At 71.9% G+C, this 24,425-nt stretch carries 21 protein-coding genes; 12 read left to right on the forward strand and 9 right to left on the reverse strand.

Translation table 11 applies throughout. From position 1 onward, the window contains the following. Positions 1 to 65: 65 nt before the first annotated feature. The 4 genes from ACFMQL_RS19210 (at position 66) to ACFMQL_RS19225 (ending at position 3,682) form a co-directional block, all read left to right on the forward strand. Entirely contained in the window at positions 66 to 800 is a 735-nt protein-coding gene (locus ACFMQL_RS19210) for a phosphocholine cytidylyltransferase family protein (RefSeq protein WP_364060075.1), read from the forward strand. Positions 801 to 829: 29 nt separating this feature from the next. Further along, positions 830 to 1,870 (forward strand): iron-containing alcohol dehydrogenase family protein, encoded by a 1,041-nt coding sequence (locus ACFMQL_RS19215; protein WP_364061353.1) that lies wholly within the window; start codon positions 830 to 832, stop codon positions 1,868 to 1,870. Continuing rightward, positions 1,848 to 2,615: a CDP-alcohol phosphatidyltransferase family protein gene (locus ACFMQL_RS19220; RefSeq protein WP_364060078.1), complete on the forward strand. Its 768-nt coding sequence runs from the start codon at positions 1,848 to 1,850 to the stop codon at positions 2,613 to 2,615. The genes ACFMQL_RS19215 and ACFMQL_RS19220 overlap by 23 nt, the downstream gene beginning before the upstream one ends. A 182-nt stretch (positions 2,616 to 2,797) precedes the next feature. Then, the gene (locus tag ACFMQL_RS19225; protein WP_364060081.1) at positions 2,798 to 3,682 is read left to right on the forward strand and encodes a glycosyltransferase; all 885 of its coding nucleotides are present in this window, start codon (positions 2,798 to 2,800) and stop codon (positions 3,680 to 3,682) included. A 132-nt stretch (positions 3,683 to 3,814) separates the two neighbouring features. Here the strand turns inward: ACFMQL_RS19225 and ACFMQL_RS19230 are convergent, their stop codons facing one another. The 5 genes from ACFMQL_RS19230 to ACFMQL_RS19250 form a co-directional block, all read right to left on the reverse strand. Continuing rightward, a complete protein-coding gene (locus tag ACFMQL_RS19230) occupies positions 3,815 to 4,528 on the reverse strand; it encodes an acetoacetate decarboxylase family protein (RefSeq protein ID WP_364060084.1) in 714 nt (237 codons plus the stop codon). Between the two features lie 177 nt (positions 4,529 to 4,705). Then, on the reverse strand, positions 4,706 to 5,737 hold the full coding sequence (locus ACFMQL_RS19235) for a glycosyltransferase (protein WP_364060087.1): 1,032 nt from the start codon (positions 5,735 to 5,737) through the stop codon (positions 4,706 to 4,708). A 56-nt stretch (positions 5,738 to 5,793) separates the two neighbouring features. Next, positions 5,794 to 7,953: an acyltransferase family protein gene (locus ACFMQL_RS19240; protein ID WP_378786315.1), complete on the reverse strand. Its 2,160-nt coding sequence runs from the start codon at positions 7,951 to 7,953 to the stop codon at positions 5,794 to 5,796. 261 nt (positions 7,954 to 8,214) lie between these two features. Then, entirely contained in the window at positions 8,215 to 9,861 is a 1,647-nt protein-coding gene (locus ACFMQL_RS19245; RefSeq protein ID WP_378786317.1) for an LCP family protein, read from the reverse strand. 163 nt (positions 9,862 to 10,024) lie between these two features. Beyond that, positions 10,025 to 11,638, reverse strand: coding sequence for a hypothetical protein (locus ACFMQL_RS19250; protein ID WP_378786319.1), 1,614 nt, complete (start codon positions 11,636 to 11,638; stop codon positions 10,025 to 10,027). A gap of 143 nt (positions 11,639 to 11,781) precedes the next feature. Here ACFMQL_RS19250 and ACFMQL_RS19255 point away from each other — a divergent pair, with 143 nt between their 5' ends. The 3 genes from ACFMQL_RS19255 to ACFMQL_RS19265 all read left to right on the forward strand — a co-directional run bounded on the left by ACFMQL_RS19255 (position 11,782) and on the right by ACFMQL_RS19265 (position 16,056). After that, complete coding sequence (locus tag ACFMQL_RS19255; protein WP_364060099.1) at positions 11,782 to 13,962, forward strand: hypothetical protein; 2,181 nt, start codon at positions 11,782 to 11,784, stop codon at positions 13,960 to 13,962. Positions 13,963 to 14,062: 100 nt separating this feature from the next. Continuing rightward, positions 14,063 to 14,992: a glycosyltransferase family 2 protein gene (locus ACFMQL_RS19260; protein ID WP_364060102.1), complete on the forward strand. Its 930-nt coding sequence runs from the start codon at positions 14,063 to 14,065 to the stop codon at positions 14,990 to 14,992. 2 nt (positions 14,993 to 14,994) lie between these two features. Further along, positions 14,995 to 16,056, forward strand: coding sequence for a glycosyltransferase family 4 protein (locus ACFMQL_RS19265; protein WP_378790180.1), 1,062 nt, complete (start codon positions 14,995 to 14,997; stop codon positions 16,054 to 16,056). On the opposite strand, the gene ACFMQL_RS19270 is transcribed toward ACFMQL_RS19265, so the two are convergent. The 4 genes from ACFMQL_RS19270 to ACFMQL_RS19285 all read right to left on the reverse strand — a co-directional run bounded on the left by ACFMQL_RS19270 (position 15,957) and on the right by ACFMQL_RS19285 (position 19,316). After that, positions 15,957 to 16,916, reverse strand: coding sequence for a YbhN family protein (locus ACFMQL_RS19270; protein WP_378786322.1), 960 nt, complete (start codon positions 16,914 to 16,916; stop codon positions 15,957 to 15,959). The two genes, ACFMQL_RS19265 and ACFMQL_RS19270, sit on opposite strands and share 100 nt — an antisense overlap. Positions 16,917 to 16,925: 9 nt before the next feature. After that, positions 16,926 to 17,570, reverse strand: coding sequence for a hypothetical protein (locus tag ACFMQL_RS19275; RefSeq protein WP_378786324.1), 645 nt, complete (start codon positions 17,568 to 17,570; stop codon positions 16,926 to 16,928). A 23-nt stretch (positions 17,571 to 17,593) separates the two neighbouring features. Beyond that, on the reverse strand, positions 17,594 to 18,001 hold the full coding sequence (locus ACFMQL_RS19280) for a hypothetical protein (RefSeq protein ID WP_378786326.1): 408 nt from the start codon (positions 17,999 to 18,001) through the stop codon (positions 17,594 to 17,596). Between the two features lie 163 nt (positions 18,002 to 18,164). Continuing rightward, complete coding sequence (locus tag ACFMQL_RS19285) at positions 18,165 to 19,316, reverse strand: SPFH domain-containing protein (protein WP_378786328.1); 1,152 nt, start codon at positions 19,314 to 19,316, stop codon at positions 18,165 to 18,167. 93 nt (positions 19,317 to 19,409) lie between these two features. Between ACFMQL_RS19285 and ACFMQL_RS19290 the strand changes: the two genes are divergently transcribed. The 5 genes from ACFMQL_RS19290 to ACFMQL_RS19310 all read left to right on the forward strand — a co-directional run bounded on the left by ACFMQL_RS19290 (position 19,410) and on the right by ACFMQL_RS19310 (position 24,401). After that, on the forward strand, positions 19,410 to 20,249 hold the full coding sequence (locus ACFMQL_RS19290) for a methyltransferase domain-containing protein (RefSeq protein WP_364060114.1): 840 nt from the start codon (positions 19,410 to 19,412) through the stop codon (positions 20,247 to 20,249). Beyond that, on the forward strand, positions 20,246 to 21,151 hold the full coding sequence (locus ACFMQL_RS19295) for a lysylphosphatidylglycerol synthase domain-containing protein (protein ID WP_378786330.1): 906 nt from the start codon (positions 20,246 to 20,248) through the stop codon (positions 21,149 to 21,151). The genes ACFMQL_RS19290 and ACFMQL_RS19295 overlap by 4 nt, the downstream gene beginning before the upstream one ends. A 94-nt stretch (positions 21,152 to 21,245) precedes the next feature. Further along, positions 21,246 to 22,361: a glycosyltransferase family 1 protein gene (locus ACFMQL_RS19300; protein WP_364060120.1), complete on the forward strand. Its 1,116-nt coding sequence runs from the start codon at positions 21,246 to 21,248 to the stop codon at positions 22,359 to 22,361. A gap of 20 nt (positions 22,362 to 22,381) precedes the next feature. Next, positions 22,382 to 23,473: an NDP-sugar synthase gene (locus ACFMQL_RS19305; protein ID WP_364061359.1), complete on the forward strand. Its 1,092-nt coding sequence runs from the start codon at positions 22,382 to 22,384 to the stop codon at positions 23,471 to 23,473. Between the two features lie 31 nt (positions 23,474 to 23,504). After that, positions 23,505 to 24,401, forward strand: coding sequence for a DNA-3-methyladenine glycosylase 2 family protein (locus ACFMQL_RS19310; protein WP_364060123.1), 897 nt, complete (start codon positions 23,505 to 23,507; stop codon positions 24,399 to 24,401). The last annotated feature ends 24 nt before the right edge of the window (positions 24,402 to 24,425 follow it).

The following is a 24,425-nucleotide window of genomic DNA, read 5'->3' on the forward strand; positions in this document are numbered from 1 at the left end:
CCCGCACGGGGGCCAAAGACGAATACTCTTTGGGCCACGGAGTCACGCTGACTGAGGAGTGCACGTTGCTGGGAATGGTGCTGGCCGCTGGGGCCGGACGACGCCTGCGGCCGTACACCGACACGCTGCCCAAGGCGCTCGTGCCGGTCGACGGCGAAACCACGATCATGGACATCTCGCTGCGCAACCTCGCCGAGGTGGGCCTGCGCGAGGTCGTGGTCGTCGTCGGTTACGCGGCGCAGGCCGTACACGAGCGTAAGGACGAGCTGGAGCAGCGCCACGGCGTCAAGCTCACCCTCGTGCACAACGACAAGGCCGAGGAGTGGAACAACGCCTACTCCCTGTGGTGCGCGCGCGACTACTTCTCCCAGGGCGTGCTGCTGGTCAACGGCGACACCGTGCACCCGGTGTCGGTCGAGAAGACCCTGCTGTCGGCCCCCGAGACCAGCGACGTGCTGCTCGCCGTCGACAACGTCAAGAAGCTGGCCGACGAGGAGATGAAGGTGACGCTGTCGCCCGAGGGGGCGCTGCGCCGCATCACCAAGCTGATGGACCCCGCCGACGCCTACGGCGAGTACATCGGCGCCACCCTCATCCGTCCCGGCGCGGCCGACCGCCTGGCCGACGCGCTGAAGACCACGTTCGAGCGCGACCCCCAGCTCTACTACGAGGACGGCTACCAGGAGATGGTCGATCGCGGTGAGGTCATCCACGCCGCGCCCATCGGCGAGGTCGACTGGGTCGAGGTGGACAACCACGACGACCTAGCCAAGGCCCGCGCCATAGCCGTCCACTACTGAGGGAGGCGCGGATGCCGCTTCTCGCGAGGATGTTGCCCGCGCCGCTGACCATGGACGTCAGGCGGGGCGCGGTGGCCGAGCTCGGCGCCCTGCTGGCCGACAGCCGCGTGGCCACCTCCGGACGGGTCGCCGTGGCCGTCGGCCCCGGCCAGGGTGACCACATCGAGAGCCTCATCGCCCCCACGCTGGGCGAGGCCGAGGTGTTCAGGGTGGCCGACGGCACGGTCGACGCGGCCGTCTCGCTCGGGGCCGACCTGCGCAAGGGCGCCTACGAGGTGGTGGTGGGCGTCGGCGGCGGCAAGACGATCGACGCCACCAAGTACGCCGCGTCGCTGGCCGGCATCCCCATGGTCGCCGTGGCCACCAACCTGTCGCACGACGGCATCTGCTCGCCGACCGCCTCGCTGGTCTACGAGGGCGGCAAGGGTACGTTCGGGGTGCCGATGCCGCTGGCCATCCTGGTCGACCTCGACTTCGTGCACAACGCGCCGAAGTCGCTGGTGCGTGCGGGCATCGGCGACGTCATCAGCAACCTGTCGGCGATCGAGGACTGGCAGCTCGGCAACGTCGAGCGCGGAGAGCCCATCGACGGACTCGCCTGCTCGATGTCGCGCACCGCCGCCGAGGCGCTCATCGGGCGCACCGACTCGATCGAGTCCGACGCGTTCCTGACCGTGCTCGCCGAATCGCTGATCCTGTCGGGCATGTCCATGGTGGTCGCGGGCTCATCCCGGCCCGCGAGCGGTGGAGATCATGAGATCCTTCATGCCGTGGATCAGCTCTTCCCCGGCACCTCCAACCACGGCGAGCTCGCCGGCATCGGTGCCGCCTTCTGCTTCTTCCTGCGTGAGGACCACGCCCGCGTGCAGCAGGTGGTCGGCTGCCTGCGCCGCCACGAGCTGCCCGTCGTGCCCGGCGACATCGGGCTGACGGAAGAGCAGTTCGCCGAGGTCGTCGCGCTGGCCCCGGCCACTCGCCCCGGCCGTTACACGATCCTGGAACACCTGCGCATGCAGGAATCGGAGATCCGCGATCGGGTGGGGGACTATGTCCGGGCCTTCGGTAGCTGAGTTCAGGCAGGTGGCCCAGCCCCCGGGCCACCTGGAGCGCCGCAACGGCGAGCACTGGGCGGGCGTGCTCTACATGCGCCGGCTGTCCATCTACGTCACCTGGGCGCTGGCCAAGACCCCGGTCACGCCCAACCAGCTCACCTGGGTGATGACGGTGGCCGGGGTGGCGGCCGGGTTCGTGCTCGCCCTGCCTGGGCTGTGGGCGGCCGTGGGCGCCGCCCTGCTCATCCAGGTCTACCTGCTGCTCGACTGCTCCGACGGCGAGCTGGCCCGCTGGACGGGCAAGACCTCGCTGGCCGGGGTCTACCTCGACCGGGTGGGCGCCTACTTCGCCGAGGCCGCCGTACTGGCCGGGCTGGGCTGGCGGGCCTCGGCGGTGCTGCCCGACTGGTACACCGTGCTCGGCTTCGCCGGGGCGCTCGGCGCCATCCTCATCAAGGCCGAAAGCGACCTGGTGGAGGTGGCCAGGGCCAAGGGCGGGCTTGGCGCGTCGAGCGAGGCGGCGGCCGTGCAGTTCCGCTCGGGGCTGCTGGGGCTGGGCAGGCGGGTGCTCGCGGCCACCAGGTTCCACCGCATCATGCAGCCCATCGAGCTGTCACTGCTCGCGGTGGTGGCCGCGGTGATCGACGCGGTGGCCGGCGTGCCGACGGCGACGCGGGTGCTGGTCGTGGCCTGCGCGGTGGCGGCGGCGTTGCAGGTCGTGCTGCATCTGATCAGCATCATGGCATCGAGGCGACTTGCTTGATCTCGCCCGGAACCGCTCGGGCGTCTTGTCCGTCGTATTGATCGGACGTCCGCGGTTCGGTGGGGGTTCACTGTCGGTTCCGATACGCTTAGCTTCACCATCCAGACCATGCAGACCAGCAGACTCGGTGATCATGAAAGAATGCTCCGCTCGTGTTCTCAACGCGTCAGGACAGTGATTCGTTGAAGATCTCGTGCGTCATCCTCACCATGGGCAACCGGGTCGCGGAGCTGAACCGGGCGGTCGAGTCCGCGCTCAACCAGGTCGACGGAGACGTCGAGGTGGTGATCGTAGGCAACGGAGCCGACGTGCCGGAGTTGTCGGCGACGCCACCCGAGGGTTCGGCCGCGGTCGTGAAGTCCATCCGGCTCGAACACAACACCGGCATTCCCGCCGGCCGCAACCGGGGCGTCGAGGAGTGCTCCGGTGACGTCGTGCTGTTCCTCGACGACGACGGCTGGTACGCCGACCAGAAGGTCGTCTCCCACGTGCGCGACCGCTTCGCCACCGAGCCCGACCTGGCCGTCATCAGCTTCCGGGTGATGGACCCCGACGGCGGCATCGGCCAGCGCCGCCACGTGCCGCGCCTGCGCGCGGGCGACCCGCAGCGCTCGTCCCCGGTCACCACGTTCCTGGGCGGCGCGTCCGCGGTCAGGCGCTCGGCCTTCCTCCAGGTCGGCGGGCTGCCCGAGCGGTTCTTCTACGCCCACGAGGAGACCGACCTGGCCTGGCGGCTGCTGGGCGAGGGCTACCGCATCGAATACGACGCCGAGACGGTGATGTACCACCCGCAGGTGCCGCCCACCAGGCACGCGGAGTTCTACCGCCTCAACGCCCGCAACCGCGTCTGGCTGGCCCGGCGCAACCTGCCGTGGCCGCTCGCGGTCATCTACCTCCTCAACTGGGTGGTGCTCACGCTGGTGCGCGAGCGCGGCTCGTCGGGCGCGCTCAAGGCGTGGTTCGGCGGCTTCATCGAGGGGCTGCGCACTCCGGCGGGCGAGCGGCGTCCCATGGCGTGGCGCACCGCGTGGCGGATGGTCAAGCTCGGCCGCCCGCCGATCGTCTGACCGCCGCCGACCCGCAGCTGATCGGGCAGGCCCGCTGCGGGCCTGCCGCACGGCTCGCCCGGCCGGCCCGCCGCACAGCTCGGGGCCTGCCCGCACAGCTTGCGGGCCTGCCTCATAGCTTGCGGGCCCGCCTCAGAGTTCGCGGGCCTCGCCGAAGCACATCGCGGCGTGCGCGACCGTCGTGCTGAACATCGCCCGCTTGGGCAGCCCCAGCTCGCTCAGCTCCTTGGCGACGGGATGGTTGCCGAGGCGAATCAGCGCGCCGCTGGGCCGCATCCTGGCGCCGCGCACCCGTACGGTCCACGGCACCACCCGCGTCACCCCGTCACAGTGCGTGTACGCGTCGAGCGGCGCCATCACGCCCGCCCCCGGCACCGGCACACCCGGCTTGATCAGCATGTCGAGCACCAGCCGCCCGTCCTTGCGCAGAACGCACCGCTTGTACGGCGACGCCAGCCGCAGCTCGATGTCGGCCAGCTCCTTCGGGAACCCCCACAGCGACCGCCCGGCCTCCAGCGTGAACCCCTGGTCCACCGGCAGCCAGTGCACGAACACCCCCGCGTGCCGCAGCTCACCCGGCCCCACGGACGCGGGCGCGCCGGGCCTGCGCACCAGGAAGGCCATGCCGAACTCGTGGTAGGTGTCGAGGTCGCCGTCGCGGTAGTCGACGAACACCAGCAGGCAGGCGGCCTTGCCGGGCAGCACCTCGGTGACGTCGAGCCCGGAGTAGGCGATCACCGCTCGCGCGGCGTCGGCACGCACAGGGTAGAGGGCACTGCACACCTCGGCGTCCCTCACCCGCACGGGCATGTCCACCGTCCGGCCCTGGATCAGATGCGATGCCATGAGTCCAGTACATCAACCGCCCCGCTCCGTGGCCATTCCCACCGCCGCTGGTTGCGGCTGTGTCGGGGGAAAGGGGGCCGACCTGCCGGGGTCAGGTGATGGCGGCCGTGTCGGAGGGAAGGGGGGCGACCTGCCGGCCAGGTGGTGGTGGCCGTGTCGGGGAGGGAGGCGGACCGGTCAGGGGCGGGTGGCGTCCGGCTTGCGCCGGAGCCGCGTGAGCGTCGGCCGTGCCGGGGCGGGGGCGGGCTGGACGGCCGGGGCGTGGGTGGTGGCGCCGGCCCACGACTCGGCGCGGCGGACGAAGGCGGGCGCGTGATCGGGCCAGTGGTGGTTCAGCCGGGCCTGCGCGTGCCCCTCTTTGCCCAGCCGCACCCGCAGCTCCGGGTCCTCTTTCAGATCCAGTACGGCGTTCAGCACCGCGTCCACGTCCAGCGGCACCACCATCCCGCACCCGGCCGCCTCGACCGGCCCCGCGCCCTGCGGTGTGGTGACCACGGGCAGCCCACGACCCATGTAGTCGAGGATCTTGGTGGGTACGGCGGTCACCGACGAGTCGGCCAGGGACAGGCCCGCCAGCGCGCCCTCGGACATGCGCAGGGCGTGCCGGAGCGGCACGTAGCCGTACCAGTCGAGCAGGCCGACCCGTTGCGCGTCGCGCAGCAGCGGCCGCACGCCGGGTGCGGCGGCCCCGATGAGATCGACCCGGATGCCGTGCGGCACCAGGCGCTCGGCCAGCCCGATCAGCTCCATCACGCCGCGCTCGACCGACAGGCGGCCGATGTGCACGACCCTGGTGTCGCCTGGCGGGAGCGGCGCGGGGGACACCAGTGTCGCCTCCGGCACCTCGGCCGGCGTGATCACCTGATGGCGCCGCCGCGCGCGGTCCAGCCGCTTGGGCGCGACCTGCTCGCGGACGTCCCAGACGACCGGAGGACGCCGGTGCGGCAGCGCGCGCAGTAGCCGGTGCTCGTGCACGATCAGCAGGTCGGCGCCGCGCAGGGCGCGCCTGAGCGCGGCCCTGACCCGGCCCGGGGAGGCGAGGTGCGCCACGTCCACCGCGCTCAGCTCGACGGCGGGCGTCACGTTGAAGTGAGTGAACGGTGCCACATAGGTCACCTCGTGGCCCGCGTCGAGCAACGCCCGGATCTGGCGGTGCATGATCCGGGCGTCCTCGGGATGGTGGACGGTCGTGGCGACACATGCACGCATGGATCGATGCTCCGCGCCCGTCCGGTCAACGGCGTTAATGCGAAAGGAACGGTCGCTTAACTTCGCGAAGGCCGGCGATAGAGCCAGGTGAGGCGCGGCTCCAGCATCCACTTGAAGAGCGTGCGGGTCTGCGGCAGGCACAGAATGATCGCCAGCAGGAAGCCGCACGACGAGATGGCCAGCACGCCCAGCGGACCGTACAGCCACGGCACCGACAGCCAGCCCATCTCCTTGGCGATCAGCACCGGGACGCCGTGGAGGAGGTAGCAGTAGAGCGTGCGGGTGCCGAGGTCGGTGTACCAGGTCTCCTTCCTGGGCACCAGCGCCAGGATCGCGAAGCACATCGCCAGCGCGCAGATCAGCAGGCCCGTGCGCACGCCCAGGCCCATCCACCAGGACACGTGGAGGTCCTGGTAGCTGTTCTTGTAGTAGAACGGGCCGAGCGGCGCCTTGGGCGCGATGAGGATCGCCACCGCCGCCGCGCCCAGGATGGTGAAGACCGCGACCACCTTGATCCACGTGCGGTTGAGCATGTCGAAGTGCTCGGGCTGCAGGACCAAACCGATGACGAAGAACGGCAGCAGGCCGAAGAAGCGGTCCATGCTGAAGTCGCCCGAGATCTGCGAGAACCCGGCGAACAGGTAGATCGCGATCGCCACCGGCACCGGGTACCTCATCCGCTTCCACACCGGTGTGGACAGCCGCCAGAACAGCAGCGCCAGCAGGTACCAGTTGAGCCAGGCCGGGTCGATGATCGTCAGGCTCCACTTCTGGCCCAGCGCGAAGCGCAGCGCGGCGTAGCCGACCTCGACGATCACGTACGGGATGAGGAACGTGTCGACGAGCTTGTTGGTCTTCGCGTTGGAGTTCCAGAAGTTCCTGGACAGGAAGCCGCTGATCACTACGAACAGCGGCATGTGGAAGGTGTAGATGAAGATGTAGGCCGCGCGCGCCGAGTCCGCCGACAGCGTCGGCACCAGCGAGTGGCCGATCGGCACCAGCGCGATCAGGAGGAACTTGACGTTGTCGAGGAACGGGTCGCGCTTGCGCTTCGGCCGCTCGGGCTGCTGCTGCGGCTCGGGCCGCTCCTGCGTACGCGTGCCCGTGCCCGCCGCCGCTGCGTCCTGCGATCCCCTGCGCCGCTGACCGCCGGTCGCGGCCTGGCCGGCCTGTCGTGCCGCCGGCTGCCCGGCCTCCTGAGCCGCCGCCGGGGCCGTCGCTCGTGCGACGGGCTCCTCGGCCGCCCTCCTGGCCCGCCTGCCCTCGGGGGCGGCGGCACGGGCCTGCGCCCGCGCGTCACCCGCCTCCGGAGCCCGGCCACGGCCCTGGCGGGCGTCACTGACCTCCGGAGCCCGGCCACGGCCCTGAGGACGTGCCTCGCCGGCCTCCGGGCTCCGGCCGTGAGCCGGGGAACGCTGCGCGCCGCCCTCAGCACGCCGGTCACGGGAGACCGGCTGCCCGGCATCGCCACGGCGACCGCCGGCGACAAGCCGCCCCGGCTCGCCGCCACGCCCGTTGGCCACGGACCGTCCGGTCTCAGCGCTGCGGCCGTCAGCGGCCGGCTGCCCGGCCTCGGCACCGCGGCCGCCGGCCACAGGCCGTCCAGTCTCGGCGGCGCGCCCGTTGGCGGCCTGCTGCCCGGTCTCACCGCCGCGCCCGTTGGCGGCCTGCTGCCCGGCGGCCTCCGGAGAGCGGCTCTGGAAGTGCGAGCGTCCCGCGTCCCGGCCGTCGCCGAACGGCTGACCGTCCTCGGCGTGGCGGCCACGCGAGAACGCGTGTCCGGCGTCGGAGCGGCGCCCGTTGGAGAGTGCGGCGTCCGGCGCCGCGCCGCCGAAGTACGGGTGCACGGCCTCGGAGCCGCGGTCGCCGGAGCGGGTGCTACCGGCGGCCGAGCCGCGGTCACCAGCGCCGGAGTGGCGGCCGTCGGCGTGCGGGTGTCCGGCGTCGGAGCCGGGGCCGTCGGCGTGCGGGTGGCCGGCGTCGGAGTGGCGGCCGTCGGTGTACGGGTGCCCGGCCTCCGCGTGCCGGCCGTTGGAGCGCGATCGTCCTGACTCCGCGTCGCGGGCGCGCGAGCGCCCGGCCTCGGGGCTGGTGCCGCGAGGCCGGGGCTCGGGAGCCGGGTCCTCCGGTGTGACGGCCGGCTGGGGCTGCGTCAGCTCGCCTGGCGCCACACCGTGCGGGTCGGTGGACTCGCTCCAGAAGGTCTCTTCCGGCATCGGCCAACGGGCTCCCGTGTTGGCAGGTCCCTCCTCATCGGGACGCCGGGGGGTCGTGGCCGGTCGGGAGGATCTGGTGTCAGACACAGAAGGAAGTCGCTCAGCTTCGCTCGGGGCCGGGGAACACGACGGCAGCGCGGTCATGGACCGTACACGGCCCGTTTCGCGCTGCGTCGCCGACCCGCAACAGCCTAGCCCGCCTCAGGAGTCCTGTCTCTCGTAGAGGGCCGGAACGAGACGTTACACAGCGAACTTGGAGCCTCAGGTGCACACGTTCTTCTGCTCTGACGCGGTGATGGTGCTGTTCTTGACGCTGTCGGGCAGCTTGGTGACCTTGACCGACTCGAAGTCCTCGCCCACCACGAGCTGCATCACCGGGGTGCCCTTGGCGGGCGCTCCGGCGGTGGTCGTGGTGGCCGCCGAGGTGTACGGCTGCGCCCCGGCCGCCTTCACCTTGCCGGCGGCGGTCTGCGGCTTGGGCAGGACGGCTCCGGCGAGCGTGTCGGCGTAGTCGGACCCGGTGGCGGCCGTCTTGGCGTAGTGGATCTCGGTCTTGGCCAGGCTCGCGCCGCCGGGGGCCTCGTAGTTGCCCAGGCCCACGACGTTGAAGCCCTGCTTGGCCAGCATGTCGGCGACCTCGCGGGCCTTGCCGACGGTCTTGGTGCCGTTGAGCACCTGGACGCGCACCTGCTCCGGCTTGATCTTCGCCTTCGGCTTGGCGGCCGTCTGGGTGCCCGTCTCGGCCGGCTTGGTGACCTCGGTGTCGGTCTTGATCGCGGTGAACAGCTCGTTGGCGTCGGGCTGTTTCCAGACCACCCGGTTCGGGTCGTCGGGGTCGGGCAGCCAGGGCACCGTGGTGAACTGCACACCGTTGGCCGTCATCTTCTTGGCGCTCATCGCGATCTCGATGAGCCGTTCGGTGTCGTTGGCCAGCTCGGGGTCCATGGTGACGGAGCTGGCGGCGGCGGCGATGAAGTCGCGCAGCCGGCCCACGTCGGTCAGCAGCTCGCTGCTGGTGGCCTTGGCGACGACCTTGCTGAGGAAGATCTGCTGGCGCTTGATGCGCTGGATGTCGCTGCCGTCGCCGTACTTGCGCAGGCGTACGTAGCCGAGCGCCTTCTCACCGTCGAGCAGGCTCTTGCCGGGCGGCAGCACCAGCTTGGACGCCTTGTCGTTGACGCCGGACTTCAGGCAGATCTCGATGCCGCCGAGCGCGTCGACGATGTTCTTGAAGCCGCTGAAGTCGACCTCGACGAAGTGGTTGATGCGGATGCCGGTGAGCGTTTCGAGTGTGGAGATCGTGCAGGCGATGCCGCCCGTGTTGTACGCCGAATTGATCATGTCGCGGCGCGGCGGCATCTCCTGCTTGGTGGTCTCGTTCTTGCACTTGGGGATCTGCACCATGGAGTCGCGCGGGAAGCTGATCAGCCGCGCCTTGTCCCGGTCGGGGGACAGGTGCAGGAGAATGATCGTGTCGGTGCGCTTGCCGCCCGCGTCGGAGGTGCGGGCCATCTTCTGTCCGTATTTCGCGTTGCCGGCCCCAGCCCGCGTGTCGGAGCCGACGAGCAGCACGTTGAGCGCGCCGGTGTCGGGCGGTCGCGGGTTGATGATGTCTTCTTTGACGCTCTTTTCGTTGATGTTGCCGAAGGCGTCGCGGTAGGCGGTGTACGCGGTGAGCGCGCCCGCCACCATGGCCGTGGTGACGCCGACGCTGACCCACGCCAGCACGCGCATCTTGGTCTGGCCGCCGCCCGAGCCGCCGGAACGGTGGCCGCGCGGGGGACGGTCGTCGGGCGGTGGCGGCGGTGCGGCCGCCGCTCTGCGCGCCATCCGGCTGCCCGGCTGCGTGGGGGCGGATCGTCGGCCGTGTGCGGAATCGACTACCGGCACGCTCCTGTAGTCAGTCATACGCCCCCCGACCTCACTCCTTGCGCCGCCGGTTCGGCCGCTTCGCGCCACGAGACTAGGTCACGTACGGCGTGCCACGGGCCATGAACGTGGGGAACGGCCGTGACCCGGGCGTGATGTTTCCGCGGCACAGCATACTCAGAGCCGGACATTTGGTGGAATATCATCGCCAAACTCTTTCTCCGCGACCAGGTCGTCCTCGCTCGTCGCGTCGTCGTTCGCGTCGTCTCACCTCCGCGGGCCCGATGGCGAGGGCCGCCGCCAGGCAGGCCACCGGTACGGCCGGCAGCACGTACCGGTAGTCGAACTCGGCGGCCGCGGCCGGTGTGATCAGCAGCACGACGGCCACCGACCAGGGCACCAGCCAGGCCGGAGGCGCCGCGAGGTGCCTGCCCGCGCGCCTGCGGGCGATCACCGCCACCGGTGGCACGAGCAGGATCGCCAGCAGCAGCGATCCGGGCAGGCGTGCCACGCTCTGGTAGGCCCGAAGCCAACCGGCATACGGCTCGACGATCTCCGTACCGATCGCACCCTGCTCGTAGAGCTTGGCATACTCGGCGCCCACCTGTGCGGGATAGCGGCCAGGCGGGCCCGGCCGCTCGGCAGGGAACTGGTAGTAGCCGTAGATCTCGGCGTCGGGGTAGATCGGCCGGTCCCAGCGGAACGTACGGGCCAGCTCCGCCAGCATCGACTTCGCGTAATCGAGCGGCTGCGAGGTGATCGCGAGCATCGCGAACCTCGCCGCGAGGTCGTCGGTCTCCTTCGTGAACGTGATGCCGGGACGCCGCACCAGCGGGGAGTCCTGGGCCCAGATGTACTCCTGCGACGGCGGCCGCTGGTCAGGCGGGCGCGGGTCGCACAGCTCCCTGAGGTCGGGCGGCGGGTCCATCTCGGCGCAGTCGGCGAACGACATCGTGCGGGCGTACAGGAACACTCCGTTCGCACCTATCAGGCCCACCCGCTGGTAGGTGGCGTAGAACCAGGCGCCGTACGCGATGACCGGCACCAGCGCCGCGGCCAGCAGCACCCCGGCGGGCTTGATCCGCCCGCGCAGCAGGAACCAGGCCGCCAGTACCACGATGAGCGGCTGCCCGACGGTCCTCGTCAGCGTGGCGGCGGCGAGCAGCAGCCCGATGCCCGCAAGCGTGAGCGCCGCCGGCCGCGTCCGCACGGCCAGCACCACCGCGCTCGCCACGAGGAACATGAACAGCGTGTCCGAGACGAGCAGGTGCTCCAGCTCGATCTGGTACGCGTCCAGCAGCACCGGTACCGTCGCCAGCGTCGCCACCCACCTGGGTGCGCGGCGGGCCGCCCGGTAGATCAGCACGCCCGTCGCGAGGCCCAGCAGGTGCTGCGCCGCCGTCACCGCGCCGAACGCGTGCAGCGGCTCCAGCAGCTTGAGGAACATCGAGTAGCCGGCCGGGCGCACCAGGTCGGGGCGGGGCCTGAAGACGGTGACGATGTAGGTGTAGGAGTCGGGGAACCACAGGGCGGGGCGGTAGCCGAGCATCGCGAGCGCCCGAAGCACCGCACCGAGCCCCAGCACCAGCAGGAACCATCGGTGCCGCCGCACCCGGTCACGCACCCCGGCCGCCCGCCGCCTCCTGCCCCGGCCGGGGCTTTCGGCCTCGGCGGGCTTTCCGGCCTCGGCGTGCTCTCCGGCCTCGGCGGGCTCTCCGGACCGCCTGAGCCGTCCCGGAGTCGCGGGTTTTGCGGCGTCTCCGAGATCCGCTGCGTCGGCGGGCTCCCCGGGCCTTCCGGCGTGCGCTTCCGCCATCACCCGCTGGTCCTCCCCATTTCCGGCACGTCGCGTACGCTACCGGCGTTCTCGACCTGCCCGAGCCTCCGGCCCGTCCCGAGCGCCCCTACGGCCGCCCGCGGCCACGGCAGGTCCGCGGGGTTGGATACGCTCGGTCTCCGATGGAACACGATCATCGTCCCGGCCGGTGGCTCGCCACGCTGTCGGTGCTGCCCGCGCTGGCCGTGGCGGGCTGGCTGCTCGCCGGGTTCCCGCTGCTGCTGCTCGGCTGGTTCACGCCGGTCCCCGTCACGATCCTCGGCGTGGCCGCGGCGGCGCTGCTGTGCTGGGCGGGCACCCGCGGCCTGCGGGCCGGGGCGGCCGGGGTTCCGGTCCGGGACGGCGGACCCGAGAGCCCGGTTCAGGAGAGCGAACCCAACGGCCCGGTCCGGGACGGCGAGCCCGAGAGCCCGGCACGGGACCGCGCACCGAAGAGCCTCGTCCAGGACGAGCCCGACGGCTGGGGGCTGCGGGCGGCCTGGTGGCAGCTCTTCGGAGTCGTGGGCGTGGCGCTGGCCTCCGGGATCTTCAACGCGCTCCTGCACTCGGAGCAGCTCGCCGTCAGGCGAGACCCGGCCACCTACGCCCAGTACGCCGCCTGGATCGCCGGCCACGGCTCGCTGCCGATCCCGGTGCACCCCGAGGCGTTCGGCGGCCCGGACCCTGGCCTGGAGTTCGACAGCGTCGGGTTCTACGCCGTGGACGGCGGGGTGCTGCCGCAGTTCATGCCGGGCCCGCCGATGCTGTTCGCGATCGGCGACTGGCTGGGCGCGCCGTTCATGATGCCCGTGGTGCTCGGCGCGCTCGCGGTGCTCACGCTGGGCGGCGTGGTGGCGCGGCTGGCCGGGGCGCGCTGGGCCGTGGTCGCGGCCACGGCGTTCGCGATCTGCATGCCGGTCCTGTACACCTCGCGGACCACGTTCAGCGAGATCCCGTCGATGATCCTGCTGTTCGGCGGGCTGGCGCTGGCCTATGACGCGCTGGCGGGCACCGCGCTCACGGGAGCCGGCGACGGCCGGCCGAACCGGCTGAAGGCGCTGCTCGCCGGGCTGGTGTTCGGGCTCGCGGTGCTGGTCAGGATCGACGGGCTGCGCGACGCGCTGCCGGTGCTCGCCTTCGCCGGGCTGCTGATCGCGCTGCGCAGGCTGGGCCGCCCGGTGGGCCGCCTCGGGCCGCCGCTGCTCGCGGGGCTGGTGGCCGGCGCCGGTGTCGGGCTCGCGGCGGCGTACCTGCTGGCCAGGCCGTACCTGGAGTATCTGTCGGGCTCGGTGCGGCCGCTGCTGCTCATCAGCGCCGCCGTCCTCGTGCTGACCGCCGCGGGCACGGCCGCCGCCCCCGTGCTTGCCCGCCTCCGCATGCCCCGGTGGGTGCCGAGGACCGGCGCGGTGCTGACCGTGCTGCTCATGGTGGCCCTGTACGCCCGCCCGTGGTACCAGACGGTCACCAGGCAGCCGTCGAACCCGGACGACTGGCGCACGTACGAGATGATCCGGCAGATCCAGCGCGCCAACGGCCTGCCGGAGGACGGCACCCGCCTGTACTTCGAGAACTCCCTGCACTGGGTCACCTGGTACCTCGGCCCCGCCACGCTGGCGCTGGCCACGATCGCCGCCGCGCTCCTCGTGCGCCGCCTGCTGCGCGACGGCTCGTCGTTCGCCTGGCTGCTGCCGCTCGCGGTGGTGGGCTGGACGACGGTCACCACGCTGCTGCGGCCGGAGATCACCCCCGACCACCCGTGGGCCGCCCGCCGCCTGGTGCCGGTGGTGATCCCGGGAGTGATCCTGCTGGCCGCGTACGGGCTGACCCGGCTGCGGCGGCTGATGGACCGGCACGGCCCGCTGGTGCTCAAGTGGGGCACGGTGATGGCGGTGCTGCTGGTGCTCGCGCCGCCCGCGGTGACGTCGATCGGCACCGCGTTCACGCCGGTCGAGCGCGGCGAGGCGGCGGCGATCGAGGCGATGTGCGCGCGCCTCCCCGAGCGGGCGTCGGTGCTGTTCGTCGAGCGGGTGACCGGTGACAGGTTCGTTCAGGTCGTACGGGGGATGTGCGACCGGCCGGCGGCGAGGGTGAAGCGGCGGGGCGGCGACGTCGCGCCGCAGAGCGAGGTGCGCCGCCAGATCGAGCGGGTGCGCGCGGCGGGCCGGGTGCCGGTGCTGATGGGGGCCGAGGAGCCGCAGGTCTCGCCGTACGGACCGGCCACGCAGGTGATGCGGCTGGTCACGCGGCAGGACGAGCGGTCGCTCACTGAAGCTCCCAATGCCACTTGGTCGCTGAGAATCAACGTCTGGATGACCGTGGCCTGACCGAGATGAGTCACACTGGGAGGAGAAGTCCCGCAAGCCGGGGTCCCCGCTGGGGCGATGTGCACTCGCCTTCCAGCCGGGCAGAGTAACCTCGACCCCCGTGAGCACGCCAGAGACCCCCAAGAGTGGAACCGCCGTGGAAGAAGCGCCGTACGTCACGATCGTCCTGCCCTGCTACAACGAGCAGGACCACGTCATCGACGAGGTGGAGCGCATCACCAAGGCGATGGACTCGAGCGGCTACACGTACGAGCTCGTCGCCATCGACGACTGCTCCACCGACGAGACTCTGGCGCGGCTGAAGGAGGCCGCACCCGACTATCCGCACCTGCGCGTGCGCGCCTTCCACCGCAACGGCGGCTCCGGCACCGTGCGGCGCATCGGCACGCAGGAGGCCAGGGGCGAGATCGTGGTGTGGACCGACGCCGACATGTCCTACGCCAACGAGCGCATCCCCGAGCTGGTGCAGATTTTGGAGAAGGACCCGTCGATCGACCAGGTGGTCGGGGCGCGCACCAGCGAGGAGGGCTCACACAAGCTGCTGCGCGTGCCGGCCAAGTGGGTGATCCGCAAGATCGCGGAGATGCTGGCGGGCCAGAAGATCCCCGACCTCAACTCCGGCCTGCGGGCCTTCCGCAAAGAGGTGGCGCGGCCCTACCTGCGGCTGCTGCCCCCCGGGTTCTCGTGCGTCACGACGATCACGCTGTCGTTCCTGATGAACCAGCACGACATCTACTACCTGCCGACCGAATACTCCAAGCGGGCCGGCAAGTCGAAGTTCAGCTTCGTCTCCGACGCCTACCGCTACATCCTCCAGGTGCTGCGGATGATCATGTACTTCAACCCGCTCAAGGTGCTCATGCCGCCGGCGCTGTGGCTGGTCGGCATCGGGTTCGTCAAGGGCGTCTGGGACATGATCCAGCACCCGTTCTACTTCCCCGCCAACACCGTCATGATCTTCCTTTCGGGCATGCTGATCGGGTCCGTGGCGCTGCTCGCCGACCTGATCGTGCGCTCGCGGGGCGAGTGACCGTGCGCATCGCGATCATCGGGCCGACCTACCCGTACAAGGGCGGCGGGGCCCAGCACACCACGGAGCTGGCGCACCGGCTGTCGGCGCTCGGCCACGACGTGGTGATCGAGTCCTGGCGCGCCCAATACCCGTCGTTCCTCTACCCGGGGCAGCAGACGATCTCCGAGCCCGAGGGCACCCCGTACGACAGGACGCTGCGCAGGCTCGACTGGCGGCGGCCCGACGGATGGGTGGCCGCCGGGCGGCGGCTGCGCTCGGCGGACCTGGTCGTGCTCGCCGTGCTCAGCCCGGTGCAGGTGCCCGCCTACCTGGGCATCCTGTACGGCCTCAAGCGCCGCGCCCGCACGGTCGCGCTCTGCCACAACGTGCTGCCGCACGAGCGCAAGTTCTACGACGAGCCGCTGATGAAGGCGCTGCTCGGCCGGGTCGACGGCGTGCTCGCCCACTCCGATCAGCAGGCGGAGCTGGCGCGCGTGCTCGCCGCCACGCCGGTCAGCGTGGCCGGGCTGCCGCCGCACCTGCCGTCCACGACGGCGGAGCGCTCGCAGGAGGTGCACCGCAGGCTGCTGTTCTTCGGCATCGTGCGCCCGTACAAGGGGCTCGACCTGCTGCTGCGGGCGCTGCCCGAGGGCATCTCGCTCACCGTGGCGGGGGAGTTCTGGGGCGGGCTCGACGAGACGAAGGCGCTGATCGCCGAGCTGGGCATCGGCGACCGGGTGGACCTGCGGCCCGGCTACGTCGCGGCGAGCGAGGTGCCGAAGCTGTTCGCCACCGCCGACGCGCTCGTGCTGCCCTACCGCAGCGCCACGGCCAGCCAGAACGTCTGGCTCGGCCACGAGCACGGCGTGCCGGTGATCGCCACCCGGGTGGGCGCGCTGGCCGAGCACATCACCGACGGCGTGGACGGCCTGCTGGTCGAGCCCAACGACGTGGGCGCGCTGCGCGAGGCGATCGAGCGGTTCTACGCCTCGGGCGAGCCCGAGAGGTTGCGGTCGGGGGTCAAGGCGGTCGATCCCGAGCCGTTCTGGTCGGCGTACGCGGGGGCCTTGCTCGCCGCCTGACGGCCGAGGAGCACGAACAGCCCCGCCAGCGCGGCGTCGGCCAGCGTGAACGCCACCCGCGACACGATCGCCACCGCGAGCGCCGCGGGCGTGCCGATGAGCGGCCCCAGCACCAGCACCAGGGCGCCCTCCCTGATGCCGACCCCGGCCGGGATCACGACGGCCAGGATGCCGGTTGCCCAGGCGAACGCGTAGGCGCCGGTGGCGATCACGTAGAGGTCGGTGCGGCCCGCGACGAGCCAGATGTGCAGGCCGTAGACGATCCAGCCGAGCGCCGTCCAGCCCACCGCCACCAGCACCGTACGGCCGGGCAGTGCGTTCTCCAGCGGCTCCCTGCGCGCGACCCGCAGCGCCAGGTTGAGGCCCCAGGTCAGCACCTTCGGGTGCAGGCAGACGATGATGACCGGCACCAGCAGCACGAGGTACCACGCCTGCCGCACCGCCTCCTGCGTGCCGAGCGTGGCCGCCGCGATCGAGATCGCCACCCCGAGGTTGATCACCAGGCCGAGCGAGATCGTGGCGAACGTGCGGCGCGGCGGGCTGCCGTGGTCGCGGCCGAGGTCCATCATCGCCGCGTACGCCCACACCGCGCCCGGGATGTACTTCCCGAGCTGGCCCACGAACATGATCCGCCCGGCGATCGGCAGCGGCAGCCGCGTGCCCAGCCCCGCGAGGATCTCCCGCCAGGCCACCAGCATGAAGAACTGACCGAGCAGCACGGAGCCGAACGCGCCGGCCACGGCCCACGGCGACATGCGCGACAGTGCGGCGCTGGTCTCCTGCCAGTTGGAGGCGATCCCGTAGCCGAGGAAAGCGAGCGCGACCAGAGCGAGATAGATGCGCAGCAGTCGGCGGAGCATCAGGCCAGGTTACGCGCGGTACGTCTGGTAAAGCCAGACGACGCAGGCGACGAGCGCCAGCGCGGCCGTCACCGCCGCGACGATCTTCACCACGCTGTACGGCCGCTCGCCCTGCACCTCCCCGCTCACGCCGTTGATGAGCACCTGGTACGTCTTGCCGCCGAACAGGTAGTTGCCCACCCACACCGGCAGCAGCACCAGCTTGAACGTGACGTCCGAATAGTGCGTGTCCACCCGGTGCACCTGCTGGACGTCGCCGCCGATGTCGCGCCGGCAGTCCGCCTCGATGACCTTGGCCATGATCCCCTTCGCCTGCTCCATGCCCGTCTGCGGCTCGACGTCGTAGCGCAGGCTGTGGTGCCCGGCCACGTACGCGGGCTCGTACGGCAGCGCCTGCTTCAGCGGCCACGGCTGCAGCTTGCCGAGGCGGTCGGCGGGGAGCCTCCGGGTGGCGGGGACCAGCACGTCGTCGAAGTCCCGGGCCACCCGGCCGCGCGCCGGATACCAGCGGGTGCGCCGCTCGCGGCGGGTGGTCGTGCGGCCGTTGGAGTCGGTGTGGGTGGTGGTGACGTAGTAGTGCTCGCCGCGCCGGCCGGTGTAGTCGGAGACCGTGCGGGCGTCGTACGTCCAGTGCGGCAGGTACGTGCTCTTCATGGTCTCCGCCTCGGAGACCTTCTTCAGCCGGCTGGGGCGAACCAGCGGCTGCGCACCCACGTACGCAGGGCCTGCCTGGCGCCGTTCCTGTCGAGCGCGAACGGCAGCACCGCCTCGGGCGCGATCTGGTCGCCGCCCGCCGTGTCCGCCACCAGGGGAGTGCCGCAGAACTGGCAGGCCCGCGACAGCGCGTCGCTCTCGGTGCGCGCGCCGCAGCCGGGACAGGTGAACCTGTTGGGCGCGAGCGCGCGGACGCGCGGCTTGGCCAGGAAGGCGTCGTAGGAGAACTCGCGGACTGGCCGCGCGGGCGGCGCGATCCGCTGCTCGAAGCCGCAGTACGGGCAGCGCAGCGCGAGAGTCCCTGGGGTGTACTCCACGCTCGCGCCGCACCCCTGGCACGGATGGGCGGGCGTCTGGGTGGGCGAGGACATTGCTGTGCTCCTGGTCTGGGCTCCTGGTCTGGGCTCCTGGTCGGGGCTCCTGGTCGGGCTCTGGTCTGCGGGTCCGCGGCCGGGCGCCGGTCTGCGGGTCCGCGGCCGGGCGCCGCGCTCCTGATCGGCTCCCGGCCGCCTGCGCGGGTCTGCGGAGTCCTGGTCAGGCGGGCGGGGTGTCGCGCAGGAGCGCGGCCAGCTCGGGCACGTCGCGGGCGGGCAGCCACTGGGGCATGCCGGACGTCCACACGAGCGTGTCGGCGGTCAGCCCGGCCGCCCTCAGGTCCTTCTCCGCGTACGGGCCGCGCTGCTCGCCGCCCACCCCGAGGTACCAGGTCCGCGGCAGCGGCGGCGGGACGTCCTGAGGCGGGTGAGGCGGGACGGGCTGCGCCGCCTGCGGCGGGGCAGCCTGAGGTGCCTGCGGCGGCGCGGGCTGAGGCGCTTGCCGGCCGTGCGGGGCTTGGGGCTGGAGTGCGGCGGCGAGGTGCTGACCGGCGGCCGCCCCCATGCCCATGCCGATCCCGAGCCCCACGCCCTCGCCGGTACCGGCCGCGCCGTCCAGCGCGCCGGCCGCCTGGAAGCGGGCGTACTCGCCGAGATCCCCCACGATGCCCATCTGGGAGCGCTTGTCGAGCGCCTGCTCCACCTCGGGCGGCAGCGAGATGTTCTCGATGGTGAAGGCGGGGATCGACAGGCCCACCCCGGCGAGGTCCTCGGTCAGCGCCCGCGCGATCCGCCGGCTGATCTCGTGCTGCCCGGCGGCGAGGTCGAGCAGCGGCACGCCGGCGGTGGCGAGCGCGTGAGCGAGCCGGCCGACGACCATCTGCCGCAGGTAGCCCTCCACCTCCTCGGTGCGGAACTGCGGGTCGGTCCCGGCCAGCTCGCGCAGCAGCGCGCGGGCGTCGGTCACCCTGGCCGAGTACGCGCCGAACGCCCGCAGCCGCACCGGCCCGAACTCGGGGTCGCGCACGATGATCGGGTTGCGCGTGCCCCACTTGAAGTCGGCGAACTGCCGGGTGCTGACGAAGTACACCTCGGCCTTGAAGGGGGAGTGGAAGCCGTGCTTCCAGCCCTTCAGCGTGGACAGCACCGGCAGGTTCCGCGTCTCCAGCGTGTACGTGCCGGGCGCGAACGCGTCCGCGATGCGGCCCTCGTTGACGAAGACGGCGACCTGCGACTCGCGCACGATGAGCCGGGCGCCCATCTTGATCTCGTTGTCGTACCGGGGGAAGCGCCAGACGAGGGTGTCGCGGCTGTCGTCCAGCCATTCGACGATGTCGATGAACTCGCCGCGGATCTTGTCGAAAAGCGCCACTGTGCCCCCATTCGTCAGCGTTCCGCTGGGTCGGCCACCGTACCAAAGCCGTTTGACGTCGAAGGGGCGCGGAGGTCGGTACGGTTGGGAGTCGTGGTCAGACAACGGGTGAAGCAACGGGTCGCGCAGCTCGAATACTCCGAGTTCCAGTCCGCCATGCTCGACGAGGCGAAGCGGCGGCGGAAGGCGGCGAAGATCATCGCCGTCCTGGAGCATTTCTACGGGCCGCTCCACGGGCGCACCGTGGGCGACGTCGGCTGCTCGGCCGGCTTCATCGCCGACGAGCTGGCTCAGGCGGGCGCGAAGCACACCCTGGGCATCGACATCGACGTGCCGGGGCTGCGCAAGGCGGCCGACCGGTTCGGCGACCGGGTGGCGTTCGTCTGCGGCGACGGCACGGCGCTGCCGTTCCCCGACAACTCGATCGACGTGCTGGTGTTCAACCACATCTACGAGCACGTCGTCGACCCCGACGCGGTGGTGGCCGAGATGCACCGGGTGCTGTCCGACGACGGCGTGCTCTACCTCGGGCTCGGCAACCGGCTCGGCATCATGGAGCCGCACTACAAGCTGCCGTTCCTGTCCTACCTGCCGCCCGCGCTCGCCGACCGCTACGTGCGCGCCTTCGGCCGGGCCGACCACTACTACGAGCGGTTCAGGACCCGGCGCGGGCTGCGGAAGATGCTGCGCGCCTTCCACGTGTGGGACTACACGATCCCGGTGCTGGCCACGCCGGAGAGGTTCGCGGGCGGCGAGCTGTTCCCCGGCCTGCTCGGCAAGGTGGTCAGGGCCGTGCTCGCGCACACGCCGCGCGGGGTGCTCAGGCTGCTGCTGCCCCTCGTGCCGACATACCTGTGGGTGGCCACCAAGCGGGCGCGCAAGCCGATCGGCGCGCACCTGCCGCAGCCGCCCGAGCGAGTGCGGCCGCTGTGACCACCGACGAGGCCGCTTCCGAGGCCGTGCCCCGCCGCTCGCCGGCTCGCCGTCTGGTGAGATACGGCTTCCTGGCGATCGCGCTCGGCTTCGGCGCCTGGGCGGTGATCAGGGAGTGGGACGCCGTCGTCGCCGGCTTCGCCAGGATGTCGCCCCCGGCGCTCGGCGGCTCGCTGGTCGCGGTCGTCGCCGCCCTGCTCGGAGCCATGCTGACCTGGCGCACGCTGCTGTCCGACCTCGGCTCGCCGCTGCCGGTACGCCCGGCCGCGAAGGTGTTCTTCGTCGGCCAGCTCGGCAAGTACATCCCCGGCACGGTCTGGCCGGTGCTCGCCCAGATGGAGATGGGCCGCGACCTCGGCGTGCCGCGCACCCGCAGCGCCGCGGCGTTCTTCCTGATGATGCCCATCCAGCTCGCCACCGGCCTGCTGGTCACGCTCGTCACGCTCGGCTGGGACAGGTTCGGCTGGCTGCTGCTGTTCATCCCCGTGCTGCTCGTGGCGCTGGAGCCCAAGGTCGTCAACGCGGTGATCGGCTTCGCCCTGCGCAAGCTGCGCCGCGAGCCGCTCGAACGCCCGCTGACCAGGCGCGGCATGCTCACCGCGCTCGGCTGGGCGCTGGCCGGCTGGGTGGCCTACGGCGTCCATCTCTACTTCGTCGTCCCGCAGGGCGGCCTGATCTTCGCCATCGGCGCGTTCGCGCTGTCGTGGTGCCTCGGCATCCTCACCTTCGTGATCCCCGCGGGCGCGGGCGTCAGGGAGGTCGCCATGGTCGCGGTGCTCGCTCCCCAGCTCGACCGCGGCTCGGCGATCGCGGTGGCCCTCGCCTCCCGCGTCGTGATCATCGCCGGCGACCTCATCTGCGCGGGCACCGCGGGAATCGCGGCGCGTCGCGACTCAGTGTGATTTAGCCCACGATTTAGGGGAGGCTGGTCATAAGCTGAAATTTCAGAGGGGGACGCCCGGTCCCGCGTTGATCTTGAGGGGAGAAGATCTTCGTATGCCTCGTGTGCTCGTCGATGCGGCCGCGGTACCCGCGGACCGCGGAGCGCTGATCAGGTACGTGGACGGGCTCGTGGCCGCGCTCGATCGGGCCGGTGCGCAGCTGTCCGTCGTCTGCCAGCGCACGGAGGCCGAGCGCTACCGCCGCCTGGCTCCGTCCGCTGAAGTCATCCCCGGGCCCGTCGCCATCGCCAACAGGGCCGCCAGGCTCGCGTGGGAGCAGACCGGCCTGCCGCTGCTCGCCCGCAAGGCCGGCGCCGACGTCATCCACGCCCCCTACTACTCCATCCCGCTCGGCTCGGGCGTGCCGACCGTGGTGACCGTGCACGACGTCACCTGGTTCACCGAGCCCGACCAGCACAGCCCGCGCGCGTCCTTCTTCCGCTCCGCCACCCGCACCGCCGTACGCCACGCCCGGCGCATCATCGTGCCGTCCAAGGCCACCAGGGACGAGCTGATCCGGGTGCTGGACGCCGACCCCACCCGCATCGACGTCGCCTACCACGGCGTGGACATGACGCAGTTCCACCCGCCGACCGAGGAGGAGATCAAGCGGGCCGCCACGCGCTGCGGGCTGCACGGCCAGCCGTACGTGGCGTTCCTGGGCGCGCTCGACCCCCGCAAGAACGTCCCCAACCTCATCCGCGGTTTCGCCGCCGCCGTCAAGCGGCTGGACAAGCCGCCGGCGCTGGTGATCGGCGGTGGCGTGCACGAGGACGACGTGGACGCCGCCTGCCGCGAGGTGGAGGCCACGGTCAGAGTGGTCAGGCCCGGCTACCTCAGCGCGCCCGAGCTGCCCGGCTTCCTCGGCGGCGCGCTCGTCGTCGCCTTCCCCTCGCGCGGCGAGGGGTTCGGGCTGCCGGTGCTCGAAGCGATGGCCTGCGGCGCGCCGGTGCTGACGACGCACCGCACGTCATTGCCCGAGGTCGGCGGCGACGCGGTGGCCTACACCGAGCCGGACGCCGACAGCATCGCCGACGCGCTCGGCCAGCTCCTGTCGTCCCCCGAACGCAGGCGGCAGCTCAGCGAAGCCGGCCTGGCGCGGGCCCGCGAGTTCACCTGGGACGCCTCGGCGGAAGCGCATCTCAGCTCTTATCAACGCGCGATCGAATAGTTCGGTAACCTCACGGAGTGATGGAGAGCTCTTTGCCAGACCTCGAGGCGATCCTCCTGGTCGGGGGGCAGGGCACGCGCCTGCGTCCGCTGACACTGGGCACGCCGAAGCCGCTGCTGCCGACCGCGGGGGTGCCGTTCCTGGCCCACCAGCTGGCGCGCGCACGATCGTTCGGCGTGCGCCGCATCGTGTTCGCGACCTCGTACAAGGCGTCCATGTTCGAGCCGGCCTTCGGCGACGGGTCGGCTTTCGGGCTCTCGCTCGAGTACATAACGGAGGAGACGCCGCTCGGCACCGGCGGGGCGATCCGCAACGCCGCCGAGGCGCTCACCTCCGGTCCCGATGATCCGGTGCTCGTACTCAACGGCGACATCCTGTCCGGGCACGACATCGGCGAGCAGGTCCGCCTTCACCGCGCGCGCGAGGCCGCTGTAACGCTCCATTTGACAGAAGTGGTCGACCCCAGCCGGTTCGGCTGCGTGCCGACCGACGACGAGGGCCGGGTCACGGCGTTCCTGGAGAAGACGCCCAACCCCGTCACCAACCGCATCAACGCCGGCTGCTACGTCTTCACCCGGTCGGTGATCGACTCCATACCGCGCGGCGAGGTCGTGTCGGTCGAGCGCGAGACGTTCCCCGGCCTCATCGAGTCGGGGCGGCTCGTGCTCGGCTACGCCACCCGCACCTACTGGCTCGACGTCGGCACACCCGCCGCCTTCGTGCAGGGCTCGCGCGACCTGGTGCTCGGGCGGCTGTCCTCGCCCGCGCTGCCCGGCCCGCCTGGCCAATACCTGGCGCTCGACGGCGCGCGGGTCTCGCCCGACGCCAAGGTGCTCGGCGGCACGGCCGTCGGCGCCCGCGCGGTGGTGGAGGCGGGGGCCACGGTGATGGGCTCGGTGCTGAGCGACGACTGCGTCATCGAGGCGGGCGCATCCGTCATCGACTCCGTGGTCGGCCAGGGCGCGCGCGTCTGCGCCGGCACGGTGGTGCGCGACGCGGTCATCGGCGACGGCGCCATCGTGGGTCCCGGCAACGAACTGCAGCACGGCGTGCGCATCTGGCCCGGCGTCGAGCTGCCCGAGCGCGCGCTGCGCTACTCCAGCGACGTCTGAACGCAGTCCCTGGAGGCGGCAGACTGTACGCGTGAAAGAGCGCAGGTGGGTGCCGGACGGGCCGCTCGACGTCCAGCTCGCCCTTGAGCCCCATCGCAGGGGCGGCGGCGATCCCACCTGGCGCAGGGGCCGCGACGGCGCGGTGTGGCGTACGTCCAGGACGCCCGACGGGCCCTGCACGCTGCGGGTGAGCGTGCAGGGCGGCGCCGTGCTCGGGCAGGCGTGGGGCCCCGGAGCCGGATGGGCGCTGGAGACGCTGCCCGCGCTGCTCGGCGCCGACGACGACCTCTCGGGCTTCAGCGTCCGGCACGAGGTGCTGGCCGAGGCGGCCAGGAAGCATCCGGGGCTGCGCATCGGGCGTACCGGGCGGGTCATGGAGGCGCTGGTGCCCGCCGTGCTGGAGCAGAAGGTCGTCGGCAGGGAGGCGTGGCGGTCCTGGCGCTGGCTGCTCGCCCGCTACGGCGAGCCCGCGCCGGGACCGGCCCCCGAGGGCATGCGGGTCGTGCCCGAGCCCGCCGTGTGGCGGCAGATCCCGAGCTGGCACTGGCACCGGGCGGGCGCCGAGGCCGTACGCGCGCGGACCATCGCCACCGCCGCCTGGCACGCCGGCAAGCTGGAGGCCGCGGCCACCTCGCAGGAGCTCGACCGGCTGCTGCGGGCGCTGCCCGGCGTCGGGGTGTGGACCTCGGCCGAGGTGCGGCAGCGGGCGTTCGGCGACCCCGACGCGGTCAGCGTGGGCGACTACCACCTGGCCAAGCTCGTCGGCTACGCGCTGACCGGGGAGAAGACCGACGACCAGGGGATGCTGCGGCTGCTTGAGCCGTACGCGGGGCATCGGCACCGGGCGACCGTGCTGGTCTGGCTCACCGGGCTGCGCCCGCCCGCGCGCGGTCCGCGCATGCCGGTGCGGGACTACCGGTCGTTCTGAGCCACCCCTGGGTGCGTACGGCGA

Origin of the sequence: Nonomuraea fastidiosa (assembly GCF_042751225.1) — a bacterium.
In the GTDB taxonomy this organism is placed as follows: Bacteria; Actinomycetota; Actinomycetes; order Streptosporangiales; family Streptosporangiaceae; genus Nonomuraea; species Nonomuraea fastidiosa.